Genomic DNA, 18,542 nt, shown 5'->3' with positions numbered 1-18,542 from the left:
TCAAGGCATTCCCATCACGGTTCGCCGATAGTACTATCGCCCAAAATCGTGACGCTGATCACTCCGCCGAGAGGGGCGCGCGTGAGACACACGACAGCGAGGCGGCGGGCCGCCGCCATCGGGATGTGCGCGGCGCTGCTCGCCACGGCGGCCTGCTCCGGATCGGGCGGCGGCACGCCGGCCGCCGGGACGGGCCCGGAAGGCACCCCCGTACCGGGCGGCCGCCTGGTGTACGGGGTCGGCGCGGACGCCAACGGCTTCAACCCGAACAAGGACTCGTTCGCCACGCAGACGTACACGATGGCCGGGACCGTCATCGAGGCGCTCACCGCCATCGACTCCACCGGCCAGTGGCGGCCGCTGCTCGCCGAGTCGGTCAAGCCGGCCGAGAAGGCCGCGCAGTGGACGATCAAGCTCCGTCCCGGCATCACGTTCTCGAACGGGGAGCCGCTGAACGCGGAGGTCGTGAAGGCCAACCTGGACGCGCAGAAGGCGTCGGCGCTCACCGCCGCCGTACTGGCCCCCTTGCAGGGCATCGAGGTTCTGGACGACATGACGCTCCAGATCCACCTGAACGGCCCGTGGGCCAGCTTCCCCAACACGCTCGCCGGCCAGATCGGGATGATCATTCCGAAGTCGTCGCTGGCCGACCCGGCGAAGGCGAGCCGGACGCCGGTCGGGACCGGTCCGTTCGTGTTCCAGAGCTACACGCCCGACAACCGCTTCATCGTGAAGAAGAACCCGAAGTACTGGCGCAAGGGCCTGCCCTACCTGGACCAGATCGAGTTCCGCATCCTCCCCGACTTCCAGACGCGGGCCCAGACGCTCGAATCGGGCGGCCTGATGGCGATGGCGACGCAGCGCGACAACGACATCGTGAAGTTCTCCAAGCTCGCCGAGCAGGGCACCTACAGCGTCCACCAGGCGGCCGGGATGTCGGTGCCGGAGCTGGCGTTCATGCTCAACACCGCCGCCGCGCCGCTGAACGACCTGCGCGTCCGCAAGGCGATGGCGCACGCGACCGACCGGGACGCGTTCATCAGGACGCTGCGGTCCGGCCTGACCAAGCCGGCCGACGGGCCCTGGTCGCCCGACTCCAAGTGGTACGCGCCCGGCGGCTACCCCGCCCACGACCCGAACCAGGCGAAGGCGCTCGTCATCGAGTACGAGAAGGAGAAGGGCCCGATCAAGGTCGAGCTGCTGACCGTGCCCGACCAGTCGTCGATGCAGAACGCCGAGCTGGTGCAGGACATGTGGAACAAGGCCGGGATGGAGATCACCATCCGGCAGGCCGACCAGGCCGACCTGATCCAGCGGGCGCTGACCGGCAACTACGGCGCGATCGTCTGGACGCAGTTCGCCCAGCCCGACCCGGACGGCGAGTACTCCTGGCTGCACTCGCGGTTCGTCCAGCCGGTCGGCTCGATCGCGATCAACATGAGCCGGCTCAAGGACGACCAGCTCAGCGCGGCGCTCGACGCGGGCCGCCGCAACGCCGACGAGGCCGCGCGCAAGGCCGCGTACGCGACGGTGCAGAAGCGGCTGCGCGAGCTGCTGCCGTTCATCTGGGTCGACCACCTCACCATCAGCGCGGTGATCGCCAAGGGCACCGTGAAGGGGCTGCGGCAGTACGAGCTGCCCGGCGGCGGGACAGGCAAGCCGCTCCAGGGAACGCCGACGCACCGCTTCGACCACATCTGGATCCAGCGGTAATGGCCCTGGTGGCACTGCGCAGGGGCGCGCAGCTGCTGTTCGTGCTGCTGGCGGTGACCGTGCTGGCGTTCTGGATGATCACGCTGCTGCCCGGCGACCCGGCGGTGCAGATCCTCGGGTACGGCGGCGACGAGGCCGCGCTGGCGAAGGTGCGGAACGACCTCGGCCTGGACGACCCGTTCTGGAGCCGCTACCTGGACTGGCTGGGCGGCGCGGTCACCGGCGACCTCGGCACCTCCTACATCTCCAGCATCCCGGTCGCCGAGTCGCTCACCGGCCGGCTGCCGGTCACGCTGGAGCTGCTGCTGCTCTCCCAGGTGATCTCGCTGGGGCTGGCGATCCCCGCCGGGCTGGCCGCCGCGCGGCGGGCGGGCGGGCTGCTGGACCGCACGCTCACCACGGCGAGCTTCGGGCTGCTGTCCACGCCGGTGTTCGTGTCCGGAGTGGTGCTGATCATGATCTTCGCGGTGCGGTGGCCGCTGCTGCCGGCCACCGGCTACACCCCGTTCGGCACCGACCCGCTGGAGAACCTGCGGTCGATGCTGCTCCCGTCGGTGACGCTGGCCGCCGGGCAGCTGGCGGTGTACGCGCGGCTGCTGCGCGCCGACCTGATCGCGACGCTCCAGGAGGACTACATCACGCTGGCCCGCGCGCGCGGCCTGTCGCCGCGCCGCATCCTGTGGCGGCACGCGCTGCGCCCGTCCGCGATCTCGCTGGTCACCGTGGTCGGGCTCAACCTCGGCGCGCTGATCGGCGGCGCGGTCATCATCGAGACGCTGTTCGGGCTGCCGGGCGTGGGCCGGCTCCTGGTCGAGGCGATCCTGTCCCGCGACTACCTGGTGGTGCAGGGCGGGGTGCTGCTGGTCGCGGTCGGCTACGTCCTGGTCAACTTCGGCATCGACCTGCTCTACGGTGCCCTCGACCCGAGGATCCGCCATGCGTCCTGACCATCCCGTGCAGAAGAGGCGCCGGCGGTTCGGGTGGGGGTTCCGGCTGGCGGCGCTGTGGATCGTGCTGGTGGTCGGCGCCGCGCTGGCCGCCGACGTGCTGCCGCTCCCCCACTACGACGCGACGCTCGCGGGCGAGCCGCGGACGGGCCCGAGCCTCGCGCACCCGCTGGGCACCGACGGGCTCGGCCGCGACATGCTCAGCCGGATCGTGCACGGCGCGCGGGTGTCGCTGGGCGTCGGCATCGGCGCCGCGCTGCTCGGCCTGCTGGTCGGCGGGCCGCTCGGGCTGCTGGCCGGCTACCGGCGCGGCCGCACCGACCGGGCGATCATGACGGCCAACGACATCGTGCTGGCGTTCCCCGCGCTGGTGCTGGCGCTGGCGGTGGTGGCGTTCGCCGGTTCGGGCGTCCGCAACATCCTGCTGGTGCTGGGCCTGCTCGGCGCGCCCGCGTGGGTGCGGCTGATCCGCGGTGTGACGCTGTCGTACGCGCAGCGCGAGTTCGTCACCGCCGCCCGGGCGCTGGGCGCGCGCGGCGGCACCGTGATGTGGCGGGAGATCAGCCCGAACGTGGTGATGCCCGCCGTGTCGTACGCGTTCACGGTCATGGCGGTGATCGTGGTGGCCGAGGGCAGCCTGGCGTTCCTCGGCCTGTCCGTGCAGGCGCCCACGCCCACCTGGGGCGGCATGATCAACGAGGGCCGCAGCACGATGGACACGGCCGTGCACACCGTGCTGGCGCCATCGGCGGTGATGTTCCTGACCGTGCTGGCGTTCAACCTCGTCGGGGACCGGCTGCAGGAGATGGCCGGCTACCGGCAGAGCGGGCTGGAGCCGGCGCGGCGGAAGCGCCCGGCGGCCCGGCCCGTGCTGGAGGACGCCGTCCCGGTCGCGCCCCGCGAGGGGCCGGCGCCGCTGCTCGAAGCGGCCGGGCTCCGCACCGCGTTCGTCACCGAGCGCGGGCTCGTCCGGGCCGTGGACGGCGTCTCGTTCACCCTCGAACGCGGCCGCACGCTCGCGATCGTCGGCGAGTCCGGCAGCGGCAAGTCGATGCTCATCCGCTCCGTCCTCGGGCTGCTGCCGCCCGGCGGCGTCGAGCGCTCCGGCCGCGTCCGCCTGGACGGGCGCGACCTCACCGACCTGGGTCCCGAGGGCATGCGGGAGGTCCTCGGGACCCGGCTGGCCGCCGTCTTCCAGGACCCGATGACCGCGCTCAACCCCGTCCGCACGGTGGGCACGCAGGTCACCGAGCCGCTGCGGGTGCACCGCGGCATGAGCCGCTCCGAGGCGTACGCCAAGGCCGAGGAGCTGCTCGCGTCGGTCGGCATCCCCGAGCCGCGCCGCGTCCTGCGCGGCTACCCGCACCAGCTGTCGGGCGGGATGCGGCAGCGGGTCACGATCGCGATGGCGCTGTCGTGCGACCCCGAGGTGCTGTTCGCCGACGAGCCCACGACGGCGCTGGACGTCACCGTCCAGAAGCAGATCCTGCGGCTGCTGCACCGCGAGCGCGACGGGCGGGACATGGCGATGGTCCTGGTCAGCCATGACCTGGCCGTGGTCGCCGAGCACGCCGACGAGGTGATCGTCATGTACGCGGGCCGGGTCGTGGAGCGCGGCCCGGCGGACGTGCTGTTCACCGCGCCCCGGATGCGCTACACCGAGGCGCTGCTGCGCGCCGCGCCCGATCTCGCGGCGCCGAGCCACACCCGGCTGGAGGTCATCGACGGCCGCCCGCCGGACCTCGCGGACCCGCCGGCCGGCTGCCGGTTCCACCCGCGCTGCCCGTTCGCCAGGGAGCGCTGCACGACCGAGGAGCCGCCGCTCACCGAGGCGGACGGGCGCTCGTACGCCTGCTGGTACCCGGCCGGTACCCCGACCGAGCCGGCCGACCTGGAAGGGAGCGTCCCGCATGGCGGGTAGCGGAACCGCGCATCTGCGCACGGACGGCACCGACGGCGCGGCGGACACCGTGCTGCGCGTGGAGGACCTCACGGTCACGTTCCCGGCCGGACGGCGCCGTACGGTGCAGGCCGTCTCGGGCGTGAGCTTCGACGTGGCGAAGGGCGAGACGCTCGGCATCGTCGGCGAGTCCGGCTGCGGCAAGTCGTCGGCCGCCCGCGCGATCATGCAGCTGCCGCCGCCCGCCGCCGGCTCGGTCCGGCTGAACGGGCAGGAGCTGACGGCGCTGCGCGGCGAGGCCCTGCGGCGCACCCGGCGGCGACTCCAGATGATCTTCCAGGATCCGATCTCGGCGCTGAATCCGCGCCGCCGCGTCCGCGACATCGTCGCCGAGGGCCCGCGCGTGTGGGGCACGCTGAACGGCGACACGGGCCGCGTCGACGAGGCCCTGGAGGCGGTCGGGCTCGACCCCGCCACCGCCGCCGGCCGCCGCCCGCACGAGTTCTCCGGCGGCCAGTGCCAGCGCATCAGCATCGCCCGCGCGCTGGCCCTCGAACCCGAGGTCGTCATCTGCGACGAGCCGGTCTCCGCGCTCGACGTGTCCGTCCAGGCGCAGATCCTCAATCTGCTGGAGGACCTCAAGGCGCGGTACGGGCTGACGCTGGTGTTCATCGCCCACGACCTCGCCGTCATCAAGAACATCAGCGACCGCGTCCTCGTCATGTACCTGGGCAAGACGTGCGAGCTGGCGCCGAGCGCCGGCCTCGTCGAGCGCCCGGCCCACCCGTACACGCGCGCGCTGCTGTCGTCGGTGCCCCGGGGCCGGGCCCTCCCGGAGGCCGAGGAGGACCCGATCGGCGGCGAGCCGCCGTCCCCGTTGAACCCGCCGTCCGGGTGCCGCTTCCGGACCCGCTGCCCCCGCGCCGACGCCCGCTGCGCGACGGAGGAGCCCCTGATGCGCCCGCTGGCGGCCGGTCACTGGATCGCCTGCCACCACCCCGTCACCGAGTGAGGAAGCGCAGGTCGGACGCCACCAGTGCGGCGTTCGCCGCGCCGCCGCGGCGGAGGGCGGGGGCCAGGGCGTCGAGATCCGTGAAACGGGCCGGGCGGAGGTGGACGCGGTAGCCGTCGCCCGCCGGTTCGGCGGTGAGGGCGTCACCGATGGCGAGCCTGCCGTCCGGGAGGTGGGACGCGGTCGCGCCGGCCAGCCGTTCGAGGGCGTCGACCGAGGTGATCCCGGTGGCGATCGGCACCTCGGTGGCCGGGTCGGCGAAGGCTTCCCGGAGGTCGCGGAGGCGGGCCGCGACGGTCGTGCGGGCCGGGTGGTCCGCGGGGAGGCGGTCGCCGAGCAGCTTGGCGGCCTCCGCGACGTGGCCGGGCGGCGGTACGGACGGGCGCTCGCCGAGGAGGGCGATCACGGCCGGCAGGGCGTCCTCGGCGCCGGCGGCGAGGGTGACCCACTGCTCGCCGGTCAGCGGGGCGAGCGGCGGGCGCCGTCCGGTCCAGTAGGCGACCGCGCCGTCCAGGTCGGGGCCGGTGCGCCACAGGTCGGCCGGGTCGGCGGGCATCAGCCGCTCGACCACCTCGACGGCCTCTTCCGCGGTGGCCATCGCCTCCAGGGTGAGCGCGGCCGCTCGCAGGTCGGCCTCCGTCAGGTTGAGGGCGCGGGCCCGCTCGGCGTCGCCGCGGGTGAGGGCGGCGGCGCGGCCCCGCGCCCAGCCGTCCGGCCAGGAGAGGTCCCGTGCGGACGTGGACAGCAGGAGCAGGCACTGGGCGGCGGTCAGGCCGGTCGCCTTCGCGAACGCGGCCGCCGTGGCCTCGCGGTCGAGGGCGGGCGAGCCGTTCCGGGCGAGCAGCCCGACCGCCCGCCGGAGCCGGTCGGGATCGCCCCAGCCGCGGCACGTCCGCACCTCCACGACCCGGTTGCGCAGGAACAGGAGGGGATCGGGGCCGCCGGGGGTGTAGAGGAGCGCCGTGTTGGCGTAGTAGTAGTCCACCGGCTCCTGCTCGCCGACCACCGCGATGGCGATGGGGCCGTGGCCGGAGCGCAGGTCGCCGGTCTCCTGCGCGGGACGCAGGCGGGCGACATGCCAGGTGCCGTCGGTCCGGACGAGGTCGGGGACCTCCGCCAGCGCCGCGAGCTCGGCCCGGCCGCCGCCCGACCAGGCCGCGTGCAGGACCGCCGCGCCCAGCCGGCCCAGCCTGTTCTCGATCCCGCGGACGGCGGCCGCGTCGAAGCGCGCGACGGACCTGTCGAAGGTTCGCCGGGCGCCCGCGCGCGCGAAGTGGACGATCCGCTCGTACGGTGAATCGGGCCCGGGGTCCGGCTCCTCCCCGGGCTCGTCGCGCGGTACGGCCGGGGCCGCGGCGGCGGGGGCCGGCCGCAAGTACGGCGAGGAGCCGAGGTCCAGCCGTTCCAGGAGGGCGGACGCGCGCTCGCGGCATTCGATCGCCGTCCACACGAGGGAGGTGACGCCCTGCCAGAGCGCCTCGTCGGTGATCTCGGGCAGCAGCGGGCGGAGCCGTCCGGACAGCTCATCGAAACAAGCGTCCTGCTCCCGGAAGCCGGTGTCCGGATCCATGACGCGCAGGAGCTCGGCGATCAGCGCCGTGTCCGCGACGTCGATCAGGCGGCGCGCGGTCCCGTCCCCGACGGCGCGCAGGGCGCGCGAGCCGCCGGGGTCGCGCGGCTCCATCGCGGCCCACCAGCCCGGCGGCGGGACGAGGGCGGTGCCGACCGCGTAGCGGTGGCGCTTCACCCAGCCGATGACGTTCGCGCCGGAGTGCTCGGGCGCGCGGCCCCACCCGCGGACGTAGCGGCCGATCGTCCGGCCGGCCGCGTCCCGCAGCTCGATGGTGCGGCCCGCGCCGCGCCACACCGTGGCCGCGGCTCCGCCGGGGAACGTCACCCGCTCGCCGTCGGCGGGCTCGGTACGGCGGGCGGCCGGGTGCACGCCGCCGGCGGGATCGTGCGGGCAGTGCGGGCCGCCGTGGTCCACGACGGTCACCCGGCCGCCGGTGACGATCAGGCAGCGGTCGTAGAGGTCGCGCGCCTCCGTCCGGACGTTGGCGGAGTCGTCGTAGAAGTCGTACGTGCCGAAGCACTGGGCCGGCCCCACGCCCTCGGGCGTGACCACGGCGGCGCGGTAGCGGTGGTCCCAGAGCCGCCCGGCCTCGATCAGCAGCAGGTCCCGCCCGCTCTCCTCCATGTAGTCGCTCATGCTGCGCACGTGCCCGGCGGAGAGGGCCGGCAGCTCCAGCTCGTCCAGGAGGCCGCCGCTGAGCGCGGCCGCGAGCGCCCGGACCGGGTCGGCTCCGGTCACGATCGCACGGACGCTCTCCAGCATGGACGCGGGCACGCCGCCGGCCGTGAACCGCTCCACGTCGCACAGCGCCGCGTGCACGTCCGGGAGCCCCTGCTCGGGGACGCGCCCCGCGTGCGCGGCGAGGATGTCCGCGACGATGCCCGCCGTGCCGGGCGTGCCGGTCAGGGCCCGTACGGTCTCGGGTGCGGTCACCTTCGGGTGGGCGGGCAGGCTGACGTGCAGCGGGGCGGTGATGTCGCCGATCACCGCGTCGCGCAGGACCGGGCCCCAGTCCGGGTCCGCCGCCAGGGCGGACAGGTCGGAGCCGCCGCCACCGGCGAGCCAGTCGTGGAGCTTGAACGTGTGCAGCAGCCGCGGCCGCTCGACCGGGACGCCGCAGCCGACGAGGAGGTCGAGCAGGGCGAAGTCGGTGTCCGTCTCCTGGAAGTCGTAGACCTTGTGGTCGTCGTCGTCCAGTAGCGCAGCATGGTCGTCGCAGGTGAGCCCGTCGGCACGCAGGGCCGCCCCGGCGCCGCGCAGGAGGTCGTCGAGACCGGCGACGGGGAGGGTGAGCCCGGCGTACAGCCTCAGGAAACGGCCCAGCCACTCCTGCGCCCGCGCACCCGTGACCCCGGTGAACGGAGCGTGCAGGCCGGTCCCGGCGAGATTGGTCAGGAGCAGCGACACCGCCGCGCCCTTGGCCTTGGGGGTGTCCTTCGCGGGCAGCGGCAGCACGCCGAGCACGGCCCGGCCGATCTCCGGATCCGCCGCCGCCATCCCCCGGAGCAGCGGCAGGACGAACGTCCAGAGGGCCTGCGGCGCCGACTCCATGCAGCCGTGCGACAGCAGCGCCCGTACGGCCCGCTCGTCGTCCGGCCCGCCGGGCGTGTGCCCCGCGGCCTTCGCCGCCGCCGGCCACCCGGCCGCCAGGACCAGCGCGTGGTCCTCGCCCGCCTCGCACCATTCCGTGAGCAGCCGCAGGAACCAGCGGTACGCGCCGGCGGGGGCATGGCGGGCGGCCAGCCGGCCGGCGTGCGCCTTGAGGGTGGGCGGCCCGACCGCGTCGGACCCGGCGGCGAGATGCACCGCCACCAGCTCGGCCTCGTCCACCGGCAGCGCGTGCGCCCGCTCGGCGGCGCGGGCCTTCTCGAAGAAGGCGCAGGCGAAGCGGCTGCTGCCGGCGGCGGCCAGGATGCGCGCGCACTCGTCGTAGAACGGCGGGAGGAGTTCGGGGGCGCCGGCCTCCAGGGCGTCGCCGGCGCCGGTCAGGGCCGTGCGCGCGAGGCCGGGCTTGCGGGCGGCCAGGTCGCGGGCGGCGCGCAGCTCGGTCTGGGCGGCGAGGGCGCGGGCGCGGTGGGCCGGGTGCCGGTGCAGTGCCGCGGGGAGGAAGCCGAGCAGGTCCGCCTCCACCGTCCCGGCATCGGTCTCCGCCACCGGGTCCAGGTCGTACAGGGACATCTCGGCCTTGTCGCCCTCGACGGCCGCGCGCCGGACGAGGTTGACGACCGGGGCGTCCAGGACGGCGTGCTCGTAGCGGACGGCGACGCAGGCGTCCTCGCCGCCGCCCGGCGCGGGCGGGCCGGGCAGCACGGCTCCGGCGCGCAGCAGCGCCCCGCGCGGCGGGAGCCGGAGGTCTGCGGGCGGCGCGGCCGTGCCGGGCTCACCGCGATGGCCGTCGCAGTAGTACGAGTACACCTCGGCCGCGTCGAGCACCGGCCCGTCCTCGTCCACGGTACGGGCCCCGTACAGGCCCATCAGGATCCGCACGCCCTCCGACCACGCGATGTCGCCGATCTCCCGGCCGCCGGCGGCGAACGCCAGGTAGGACATGTAGACCGGGCTCATCGGGCCGTGGTAGTCGAGGTCGATCTCGATCGAGAGCGGTTCGGGCGCGCGGACGGTGAACCGCGCCGCGCGGCCCCTGATCCGCCCGCCCAGCTCGTGGACGTGGCGTTCGAACGCGGCGCCGCTCTCGAACCGGGCGTCCAGGTACCCGAAGGCGTCCACGAGCGCGACCGTCCGGTCCATGCCGGCGGGACGCGTCCAGATCTCCCGGTGCACCTGCTCGACGGCCTGGTCCAGGCCGCGCCGCCGCCAGCCGTCGAGCGCGTCCCCGAGCAGCACCGGGTGCGGGATCGCGAACGCCTCGGCCTCCGCCCAGCCGGGCCCGGTCAGCGGCGCGCACCGGGTGAGGTCCGGCGCGCCGTCCACGACGGGCGCGACGATCAGGTCACGGAGCGTCTCGCGCCACACCGGGTCGTCCCAGACCGCCGCCGGCAGGCCGGCCGGGACGGGCAGCGACCGCACCATCCACGCCTCGACCCGGTCGTGCACGTCCCGGGCGCGCTCGCCGAGCCGGTCGCACAGCGCGGCCAGCCGGATCGCGTCCGGGTCCTTCCGCACCTTGGCGGGCACCTTCGCGAGCACCCGGCCCGCCGCCGTCCGGCAGGCCACCTCCGGCCGCAGCGTCCCCTCGACCGTCACCTCGTGCCCGGTCGCGATACCGATCCATCCCATGCCGCCGCATTGTCGATCATGCCTCCGACATCCGGCGAATCCCCTGGGACGGATGATTCGGGCGGCACGCTCGGGGCAGTCGGTCAGGCGTGGGGGACATCGATCTCGTCTTCGTCGTCGCGGGCGCCGCGGCGCTGCTCGCGGCGGCGCTCCCCGGCCTGATCGACCGGCTGCCGGTGTCGCTGCCGGTCCTCTTCGTGGCCGCCGGGCTGCTGCTGTACGCGCTGCCGCTGGACCTGCCGGTGCCGGACCCGGTCGGCCGGCGGGCGGCGCTGGAGCACCTCACCGAGCTGACGCTGATCGTCTCGCTGATGGGCGCCGGGCTGGCGCTGAACCGCCCGTTCGGGCCGCGCGCCTGGGCGACCACCGCGCGGCTGCTGGTGATCGTGCTGCCGGTGACGACGCTGCTGGTGGCCGGTGCCGCGTACGCGCTGCTGGCCTGGCCGCTCGCGGCGGCGCTGCTGCTGGGCGCGGCGCTGGCGCCCACCGATCCGGTGCTGGCGTCGGACGTGCGGGTCGGCGAGCCGACCGACGATCCCGAGCACGACGACGACGAGGTCCGGTTCGCGCTCACCTCGGAGGCGGGGCTGAACGACGGGCTGGCGTTCCCGCTGGTCTGGACGGCGATCGTCGCCGCGGGCGCGGGCGGGGTCGGCAAGCTCGTCGCGGTGGACTTCGGGTACTCGATCGCGGCCGGGGTCGCGGTGGGCCTGGTGGTCGGGTGGCTGCTGGGCCGGCTGTTCTTCGGCTCCGAGCGGCCGGTGCGGCTGGCCGAGCGCAACGAGGGTTTCGTGGCGCTGGCCGCGACGCTGCTGGCGTACGGGATCGCCGAGGTGCTGCACGGGTACGGCTTCGTCGCGGTGTTCACCACGGGCTGCGCGATCCGCGCGGCGGAACGCTCCCACGGCTACCACGGCGTCCTGCACGGCTTCATCGAGCAGGTGGAGCGGCTGCTCACCGTGTGGCTGCTGCTCCTGCTCGGCGGGTTCGTCGCGTCCGGGGGGCTGTCCGCGCTGACCTGGCAGGGGGCGGCCGTCGGGCTGCTCCTGCTGCTGGTGATCCGGCCGCTGGCCGGGTGGGCGGCGCTGTACGGGGGCCCGGCCGGGCCCCGGGAGCGGCGGGTGATCGCGTTCTTCGGCGTGCGCGGCGTCGGCTCGCTGTTCTACGTCGCCTTCGCGCTCGGCCAGGCCGACTTCGGCGTGCCGCCCGAGGCGCTGTGGGCGGTCGTCGCGTTCACCGTGCTCGGCTCGGTCTGCCTGCACGGCCTGACGTCCACGCCGGTGCTGGGCCGGCTCGACCGGCTGCGGCGGCACCGCCGGCTCCCGGCCCCCGGGCGGTGACGGTCAGCGCTCGCCGGTGAGGTCGTCGCGGTCGACGTCGGCGCGCTCCATCGCGTCCTGCAGCTCGGCCCCGACCGCCGGGCGGGTGTCCGGGTCGCGGCGCGGCTCCTGGTCGGCGTCCCGGTCCGGGTCGCCGCCCGGCCGCATCACGACCGGATCGGTCTTGTCGGTCTTGGCGGCGTTCTCCTCTGGAGTACTCATGCCGGTACGGCTACCCGCCGATGACCAGGGCTAACACGCATATCGCGGGGGCGCGAATGGGGATCGGGCCACCGGGTACGGGCAGGCCATGAACCATCGCCATACGGAGGAAGACGCCGAGGGCGCAGGGGGCACCGAGGGCGCAGGTAGCACCGAGTCGTCCGGCGGCGTGCCCGTCAGCGGTACGGGCGTGCCGGGCGTGCGCTCCGGCCACCCGGACTCGCTGCCGCCGGACGAGGAGGGCGTCCGCGAGGCCGAGCGGACCGACGACACCGGCGACCACGGCTGGAAGGGCCGCCCCGGGAGACCGCCCCGGAGCACCGGCTGACGGCGTTAACCTGTCCGCCGGGAGGCATGATGCGGCGGGCTATCTCCAGCACGGAACGACGGGCACGGCTAGGGGTACGGCACCGGCTGGCGCCGGGGGCGGCGGCCGCCGATCCACCCGAGGTGGCGCGGTCGCTGGTGGCCGTGCACAGCACCGACCCGTCGTCGGTGTACCTCGGCACGCTGGCCCGGATGGCGGGCGGCGACCTCGGCACGGTGGAGCGCGCCCTCTACGACGACCGGACGCTGATCCGGCTGCTGGCCATGCGCCGTACCGTGTTCGTGACCGCGCTGGACGTCGCGCCGGTCGTGCAGGCCGCCTGCTCGCGGGCGGTGGCCGAGCGGGAGCGGCGCAAGCTGATCGGGATGCTGGCCGAGGCGGGCGTCGGCGGCGCCGACCCGGAGGGCTGGCTGGAGGACGCGGAGGCGGCGGGCGAGAAGGCGCTCGCCGCGCGGGGCGAGGCGACGGCGGCCGAGCTGGCGTCCGACGATCCGCTGCTCGGCACGCAGATCGTGCTGAGCAAGGGCAAGAAGTACGAGGGGCGGCAGAACGTCGCCAGCCGGGTCCTGCTGCTGCTCGCCGCCCAGGGCCGCGCCGTCCGGGGCAGGCCGCGCGGCTCGTGGACCTCGCACCAGTACCGCTGGTCACCGCTGGAGCTGTGGTGCCCGGACGGCCTGGCGGACTGGGAGACCGGGGCCGCCGAGGTGGAGCTGGCCCGGCGCTGGCTGCGCGCGTACGGCCCGGCCACCGCCGACGACCTGCGCTGGTGGACCGGCTGGACGAAGACGCGGACCGCGAAGGCGCTGGCCGCGCTGGACACGGCCGAGGTCGTCCTGGACGGCGGCGCGGACGGCCTGGTGCTGGCGGACGATCTGGAGCCGGTGCCGGAGCCCGAGCCGTGGGCGGCGCTGCTGCCGGCGCTGGACTCGACGCCGATGGGCTGGCAGGCCCGGGAGTGGTTCCTCGGCGAGCACGGGCCGAAGCTGTTCGACCGGATGGGCAACGTCGGCCCGACGGTGTGGTGGAACGGCCGGATCGTGGGCGGCTGGGCGCAGGACCGGGACGGCGCGATCGTGTGCCGGTTCCTGGAGGACGCCGGGTCCGAGGCCGCGGCCGCCGTCGAGGCCGCGGCGGAGCGGCGCGCGGAGCTGCTCGGCGGCGTCCGGCTCAACCCCCGTACCCGCGGCATGACCTGGCTGGAAGAGGAACTGAAGGGGTGAGCCCCCGTGGAGTACAGCGCGCAAGGGACCCGGCTGAACCGGCGGGGCCTGGAGACCCGGCGGCGCTTCCTCGCGGCGGCCGTCGACCGGCTGGCCACGGGCGGGCCCGACGCGGCCAGCGCCAACCGGATCGCCCACGACGCGGGCCTCACCTGGGGCACCATCCAGCACCAGTTCGGGGACGTCGACGGCGTGTGGGCCGCCGTGCTCCGGTACTGCCTCGGGCAGGCCGAGCCGCTCTTCGAGCGCGCCCTGCCGGGGCGGGCGGCGCCCCGGGAGCGGGTCGCCGCGATCGTCGACACGCTGCTGCGGACGTATGACTCGCCGGTGGCGCAGGCCGTCCAGAACCTCCGCCTCGCCCTGCCGCGCGACCGCGAGACGCTGGAACGGCTCTTCCCCGAGACGGCCGCGGCGCTGCGGCTGGGGGACGCGACGTGGACGCGGCTGTGGGAGTCGCTCTTCGAGGGCATCGACGTCGCGCCCGAGCGGCTGCGGCGGGCGCGGCGGTTCGTGCCGGGCGCGGTCCGCGGGCTGTACGACCAGTCCAGGCTGACCACGTTCACCGACCTGGACGACGCGCGCGAGGGCCTGATCGACGCCATCACGGCCTACCTGGACTAGTGCCCGAGCCGGAACGGGACAGGCTTCGAGGACCAGTCCGGGCACGGCCGGACACGGGCCGGTATCGGCCTCGTTGCCGGGCTATCTTTCGCCGGATCCGATGGCTAACTTCCGATATCTGCGGTTTTCGGGGGTTCATTCGCGATCTCCTTCGGAGGAGCCGACCATGCCATCGACTCGCCGGGGCGCGTTCCGTGCCGTCACCACGGCCACGGTGCTCGCCCTACCCCTCGCACTCGCCTCGCCCGCCGGCGCGGACCCGGACGCCGGACGGCAGCAGCGGGTGCTCGACTCGATCAAGGCGCCGAACGCCGTGCGCCATCTGGAGGCGTTCCAGAAGATCGCCGACGCCAACGGCGGGACGCGCGCCTCGGGGACCCCGGGCTACGCCGCGTCCCGCGACTACGTCGCGAACAAGCTCAAGGCGGCGGGCTACAACGTCTCCATCCAGCAGTTCGACTTCCCGTTCTTCCAGGAGAGGTCGAACGCCGTGCTGAACCAGACGGCGCCGGACCCGAAGGTGTACGCCCCCACCCCGCCGGACGGCAGCGCGCTCGGCGACTTCGCCACCATGACGTACTCCGGTTCGGGCGACGTCACCGCGGCCGTGCAGGGCGTGGACCTCACCCTCCCGCCGTCCCCCGAGCCCAGCTCCAGCAGCGGATGCGAGACCGCCGACTTCGCCGGCTTCACCGCCGGCAGCATCGCGCTGATGCAGCGCGGAAGCTGCGACTTCGAGGTCAAGGCCCGCAACGCCATGGCGGCCGGCGCGGCCGGCGCGATCATCTTCAACGAGGGCCAGCCGGGCCGTACCGACGCCTTCGTCGGCACGCTCAACCAGCCCGGCGTGACGATCCCGGTCGTCGGCGCGAGCTTCGCGACCGGCGAGGACCTGGCCTCCCCGGCGGGGACGACCGTGCGGCTGCGCACCGACACCGCCAGCGAGATCCGGCCCACCTGGAACGTCCTCGCCGAGTCCAGGAAGGGCGACCCGGGCAAGACGGTCATGAGCGGCGCCCACCTCGACAGCGTGCTCGCCGGGCCCGGCATCAACGACAACGGCTCGGGCAGCGCCGCGCTGCTGGAGGTCGCCGTCCAGATGGGCAAGCTGCCGCCCAAGAACAGGCTGCGCTTCGCCTGGTGGGGCGCCGAGGAGCTGGGCCTGCTGGGCGCCGAGCACTACGTGGCGAACCTGCCGCAGGCCGAGCGGGACAAGATCGCGCTCTATCTGAACTACGACATGGTCGCCTCGCCGAACTACATGTTCGGCATCTACGACGGTGACGACTCCGACGCCACCGGCGCCCCGGCCGGGCCGCCCGGATCGGACGAGATCGAGAAGACCTTCGAGAAGTACTTCGACACGCTCCGCCTCGGCCACGTCGGCACCGACTTCACCGGCCGCTCCGACTACGGCCCGTTCATCGCGGTCGGCATCCCGGCCGGCGGCCTGTTCACCGGTGCCGAGGGCATCAAGACCGAGCGCGAGGCCGAGCTGTTCGGCGGGACCGCGGGCCAGGCGTACGACCCCTGCTACCACCAGGCGTGCGACGACCTGTCGAACATCGACAGGCGGGCGCTGACGGCGAACATGGGCGCGATCGCGCACTCCACGCTGACCTACGCCTACAGCCGCGACCTGCCCGGCCCCGCCACCCGGACCGCCGGCGCCAAGCGGGCCGCCACCGCCGGCCACGACCACGGCCACGGGGGCGTCACGAAGTAGACAACGAAGTAGACAACCGAGCAGACAGCCGATCGGACACTTGTCCAAATCGCCCGCCCGCAGCCCTTGCGGGCGGGCGCCGGCGTTGAGAATCCTGGTCCCATGGATCTTCCGGAGCTCGGCTTCTACGGACTCGCCGGCCATTCCGGCACCCCCCGCGACCTCCTCGACCAGGTCCGCGCCGGCGAGCGGCTCGGCCTCGGCGCGGTGTTCCTCTCCGAACGCTTCACCACCAAGGAGGCCGCCACCCTCTCCGGTGCCGCCGGGGCCGTGAGCGAGCGGATCGGGATCGCCACCGCCGCCACCAACCACAACACCCGGCACCCGCTGCTGACCGCGACGTTCGCCACCACGATGCACCGGCTCACCGGCGGCCGGTTCGCGCTCGGCCTGGGCCGCGGCTTCGACATGCTCTTCGGCGTCATGGGCGTCCCCCGGGTCACGTCGGCGCAGCTGGCGGACTTCATCGGGATCATGCGCCGGCTCTGGCACGGCGAGCCGGTCGTGGACCACCACGGCCCGGCGGGCGACTTCCCGTACCTCAGCCAGGACGCCGCGTTCGACGAGGACATCCCGATCATGCTGACCGCGATGGGCGAGCGGACGCTGGAGTTCGCCGGCGGGATCGCCGACGGCGTCGTCCTGCACACCTTCTTCACCGACGAGACGCTGGCCCGCTCGGTGGCCGCCGTCCGCCGCGGCGCGGAGAAGGCCGGCCGCGACCCGGCCGGGGTCCGCGTCTGGTCGGTGCTGGCCACCGTCGGCGACCATCTCGACGAGGAGGCCCGCCTCCGCAAGCTCGTCGGCCGGCTGGCCACCTACCTCCAGGGGTACGGCGACCTGATGGTCCGGGTCAACGGCTGGGACCCGGCGGTCCTGGCCGCCTTCCGCGCCGACGACCTGGTCGCCGGGTTCCCCGGCGCGTTCGACGTGCTCGCCACGCCGGACCAGCTGGAGCACGTGGCGGGGCTGCTGCCGGACGAGTGGCTCGCCGCCGCCGCGACCGGCTCCCCCGAGGCGTGCGCGCGGACCGTCCTCGGCCAGTTCGACGGCGGCGCCGACGGCGTGATCCTGCACGGCGTGACGCCGGACGAGGTCGCGCCGGTCGTCGCCGCGTACCGCGAGATCAGGCCCGCCCGCCTGGCGAAGGAGCCCGCGAGCCTCAACCCCGGGCGCTTCTGATGGCGGCGGCGGGCGTGGTCGACGGGCCCACGGGGCTCACCCCGGAATGGCTGAGCGAGGCGCTCGGCGCGCCGGTCACGGCGGTCGCGTACGAGAAGGTCGGGTCCGGGCAGATCGGCGCGTGCTACCGGCTCCGGCTGGACGGCGGCGCGGGCGTGCCGCGCACGCTCGTCGCCAAGCTGGCGGCCGAGGACACCGGCGCCCGCGCCTTCCTCGCACCGGCGTACCGGGCCGAGGTGTCCTTCTACCGGGACGTCGCGGCGACCGTGGCCGTCCGGACGCCGCGCTGCCACTACGGCGCCGCGACCGACGACCACACCGGCTTCGTGCTGCTGCTGGACGACCTCCATCCGGCGGAGCAGGGCGACCAGCTCGCGGGCTGCACGCCCGCCCGCGCCGCCGACGCCGTCACCAACCTCGCCGGGCTGCACGGCCCGCGCTGGTGCGATCCGACGCTGCTCGACCTGCCATGGCTGAACGCGGTCGGCCAAGAGGACACCGACTCCCTCGCCGAGATCTTCGGCCCGGCCGTCGACACCTTCGCCGAGCGGTTCGCGGCCGACCTGGACGGCCGCGACGTCCGCACGCTGCGCGAGGTCGCGGAGGCCATCGGGCCCTGGGTGCTGGGCCGGGCCGAGCGGTTCGGGCTCGTCCACGGCGACTACCGCCTGGACAACCTGCTCTTCCCGCCGGAGCCCGGAACCGGCGTGACGGCCGTGGACTGGCAGACGCTCAGCCTCGGCCACCCGGCCCGCGACCTGGCGTTCTTCCTGGGCACCGGGATGGACCCCGCCGAGCGCGCGGCGCACGAGCGCGCGCTCGTCGCGACCTACCACGGCGCGCTCGCCTCGTACGGCGTCACCGGGTACGGCCTGGACGAGTGCTTCGACGACTACCGCTACGGCACCCTCCAGGGACCGCTGATCACCGTGCTCGGCTGCGTGTACGGGACGCCGACCGAGCGCGGCGACCGCATGTTCCTCGCCATGGCGGCCCGGTCGTGCGCGGCCGTACGGGACCTGGAGGCGCTAAGCCTGCTCTGACCCCGGCCCCGCCGGCTCGCAGATCACCAGCGGGATCTCGCGGCCCGCCCACGACTGGTAGCGGTCGATGTCGGCGTACATCGCGGCGAACCGCGGCCACAGCGCGGCCCGCTCGGCGGGGTCGGCGGTGCGGGCCCGCATGCGGCGCAGGTCGCCGCGCACCCGGATCACCACGTTCGGCTGCGCGAGCAGGTTGAGGTACCACATCGGGTGCTTCGGCAGCCCGCCCTGCGAGGCGATCAGGACGACCCGGTCGCCGTCCGGCAGGAACAGCAGCGGCTGCGTCCGCCGCCGACCGGTCTTGCGGCCGGTGGTGGTGAGCAGGCAGACCGGCACGCCCTTCGGGAAGGCGCTGCCGATCCGCCACTTGCCGCCGACACGGCCGGCGGTGATCCGGTAGACCTCCACGTTCGCCCGGGAGGCGAACTTGAGGATCTTCGGAACGAGCGGTGAGTCCATTCCCTTGGGGCGTGCGGTCTGCGGCATGGCCTGCCTTTCC

At 74.6% G+C, this 18,542-nt stretch carries 14 protein-coding genes; 11 read left to right on the top strand and 3 right to left on the bottom strand.

Going from position 1 to position 18,542, the window contains the following annotated elements; translation table 11 throughout:
* The first annotated feature begins 81 nt into the window (after positions 1–81).
* The 4 genes from AB0881_RS00575 to AB0881_RS00560 are packed head-to-tail and all read left to right on the top strand — an operon-like array spanning position 82 to position 5,572.
* Positions 82–1,713: an ABC transporter substrate-binding protein gene (locus tag AB0881_RS00575; protein WP_366613074.1), complete on the top strand. Its 1,632-nt coding sequence runs from the start codon at positions 82–84 to the stop codon at positions 1,711–1,713.
* Positions 1,713–2,660 carry an ABC transporter permease gene (locus AB0881_RS00570; protein ID WP_366613072.1) on the top strand — a complete coding sequence of 316 codons (948 nt, stop codon included), beginning with the start codon at positions 1,713–1,715 and terminating at the stop codon, positions 2,658–2,660. Before AB0881_RS00575 ends, AB0881_RS00570 begins: the two co-directional genes overlap by 1 nt.
* Entirely contained in the window at positions 2,650–4,581 is a 1,932-nt protein-coding gene (locus tag AB0881_RS00565; RefSeq protein WP_366613070.1) for a dipeptide/oligopeptide/nickel ABC transporter permease/ATP-binding protein, read from the top strand. The genes AB0881_RS00570 and AB0881_RS00565 overlap by 11 nt, the downstream gene beginning before the upstream one ends.
* A complete protein-coding gene (locus tag AB0881_RS00560; protein WP_366613068.1) occupies positions 4,571–5,572 on the top strand; it encodes an ABC transporter ATP-binding protein in 1,002 nt (333 codons plus the stop codon). Before AB0881_RS00565 ends, AB0881_RS00560 begins: the two co-directional genes overlap by 11 nt.
* Here the strand turns inward: AB0881_RS00560 and AB0881_RS00555 are convergent.
* Positions 5,562–10,382 carry a DUF4132 domain-containing protein gene (locus AB0881_RS00555; RefSeq protein ID WP_366613066.1) on the bottom strand — a complete coding sequence of 1,607 codons (4,821 nt, stop codon included), beginning with the start codon at positions 10,380–10,382 and terminating at the stop codon, positions 5,562–5,564. The two genes, AB0881_RS00560 and AB0881_RS00555, sit on opposite strands and share 11 nt — an antisense overlap.
* A gap of 89 nt (positions 10,383–10,471) precedes the next feature.
* Between AB0881_RS00555 and AB0881_RS00550 the strand changes: the two genes are divergently transcribed.
* A complete protein-coding gene (locus tag AB0881_RS00550) occupies positions 10,472–11,722 on the top strand; it encodes a cation:proton antiporter (protein ID WP_366613064.1) in 1,251 nt (416 codons plus the stop codon).
* A 3-nt stretch (positions 11,723–11,725) separates the two neighbouring features.
* On the opposite strand, the gene AB0881_RS00545 is transcribed toward AB0881_RS00550, so the two are convergent.
* A complete protein-coding gene (locus tag AB0881_RS00545) occupies positions 11,726–11,923 on the bottom strand; it encodes a hypothetical protein (protein ID WP_366613062.1) in 198 nt (65 codons plus the stop codon).
* Between the two features lie 88 nt (positions 11,924–12,011).
* Here AB0881_RS00545 and AB0881_RS00540 point away from each other — a divergent pair, with 88 nt between their 5' ends.
* The 6 genes from AB0881_RS00540 (at position 12,012) to AB0881_RS00515 (ending at position 18,043) form a co-directional block, all read left to right on the top strand.
* On the top strand, positions 12,012–12,251 hold the full coding sequence (locus tag AB0881_RS00540; protein WP_366613060.1) for a hypothetical protein: 240 nt from the start codon (positions 12,012–12,014) through the stop codon (positions 12,249–12,251).
* A 29-nt stretch (positions 12,252–12,280) separates the two neighbouring features.
* Entirely contained in the window at positions 12,281–13,471 is a 1,191-nt protein-coding gene (locus AB0881_RS00535) for a winged helix DNA-binding domain-containing protein (protein WP_366613058.1), read from the top strand.
* Between the two features lie 6 nt (positions 13,472–13,477).
* Entirely contained in the window at positions 13,478–14,092 is a 615-nt protein-coding gene (locus AB0881_RS00530; RefSeq protein ID WP_366613056.1) for a TetR/AcrR family transcriptional regulator, read from the top strand.
* A gap of 166 nt (positions 14,093–14,258) precedes the next feature.
* Complete coding sequence (locus tag AB0881_RS00525) at positions 14,259–15,818, top strand: M28 family metallopeptidase (protein WP_366613054.1); 1,560 nt, start codon at positions 14,259–14,261, stop codon at positions 15,816–15,818.
* A 102-nt stretch (positions 15,819–15,920) separates the two neighbouring features.
* Entirely contained in the window at positions 15,921–17,000 is a 1,080-nt protein-coding gene (locus AB0881_RS00520) for a TIGR03857 family LLM class F420-dependent oxidoreductase (RefSeq protein ID WP_366613052.1), read from the top strand.
* Complete coding sequence (locus AB0881_RS00515; protein ID WP_366613050.1) at positions 17,000–18,043, top strand: aminoglycoside phosphotransferase family protein; 1,044 nt, start codon at positions 17,000–17,002, stop codon at positions 18,041–18,043. The genes AB0881_RS00520 and AB0881_RS00515 overlap by 1 nt, the downstream gene beginning before the upstream one ends.
* Here AB0881_RS00515 and AB0881_RS00510 read toward each other — a convergent pair.
* On the bottom strand, positions 18,029–18,529 hold the full coding sequence (locus AB0881_RS00510) for a nitroreductase family deazaflavin-dependent oxidoreductase (RefSeq protein ID WP_366613048.1): 501 nt from the start codon (positions 18,527–18,529) through the stop codon (positions 18,029–18,031). The genes AB0881_RS00515 and AB0881_RS00510 overlap by 15 nt on opposite strands.
* Between the last annotated feature and the right edge of the window lie 13 nt (positions 18,530–18,542).

It is taken from the genome of Spirillospora sp. NPDC029432 (genome assembly GCF_040703975.1).
GTDB lineage: Bacteria > Actinomycetota > Actinomycetes > Streptosporangiales > Streptosporangiaceae > Spirillospora.
This window is presented reverse-complemented; position numbering and strand designations above follow the sequence as displayed.

Excerpts from the sequence above, each read along its gene's own strand:
- AB0881_RS00570 (WP_366613072.1), top strand. The coding sequence starts at position 1,713 with ATGGCCCTGGTGGCACTGCGCAGGGGCGCGCAGCTGCTGTTCGTGCTG.
- AB0881_RS00565 (WP_366613070.1), top strand. The coding sequence starts at position 2,650 with ATGCGTCCTGACCATCCCGTGCAGAAGAGGCGCCGGCGGTTCGGGTGG.
- AB0881_RS00560 (WP_366613068.1), top strand. The coding sequence starts at position 4,571 with ATGGCGGGTAGCGGAACCGCGCATCTGCGCACGGACGGCACCGACGGC.
- AB0881_RS00555 (WP_366613066.1), bottom strand. The coding sequence starts at position 10,382 with ATGGGATGGATCGGTATCGCGACCGGGCACGAGGTGACGGTCGAGGGG.
- AB0881_RS00545 (WP_366613062.1), bottom strand. The coding sequence starts at position 11,923 with ATGAGTACTCCAGAGGAGAACGCCGCCAAGACCGACAAGACCGATCCG.
- AB0881_RS00540 (WP_366613060.1), top strand. The coding sequence starts at position 12,012 with ATGAACCATCGCCATACGGAGGAAGACGCCGAGGGCGCAGGGGGCACC.
- AB0881_RS00535 (WP_366613058.1), top strand. The coding sequence starts at position 12,281 with ATGCGGCGGGCTATCTCCAGCACGGAACGACGGGCACGGCTAGGGGTA.
- AB0881_RS00525 (WP_366613054.1), top strand. The coding sequence starts at position 14,259 with ATGCCATCGACTCGCCGGGGCGCGTTCCGTGCCGTCACCACGGCCACG.
- AB0881_RS00520 (WP_366613052.1), top strand. The coding sequence starts at position 15,921 with ATGGATCTTCCGGAGCTCGGCTTCTACGGACTCGCCGGCCATTCCGGC.
- AB0881_RS00515 (WP_366613050.1), top strand. The coding sequence starts at position 17,000 with ATGGCGGCGGCGGGCGTGGTCGACGGGCCCACGGGGCTCACCCCGGAA.
- AB0881_RS00510 (WP_366613048.1), bottom strand. The coding sequence starts at position 18,529 with ATGCCGCAGACCGCACGCCCCAAGGGAATGGACTCACCGCTCGTTCCG.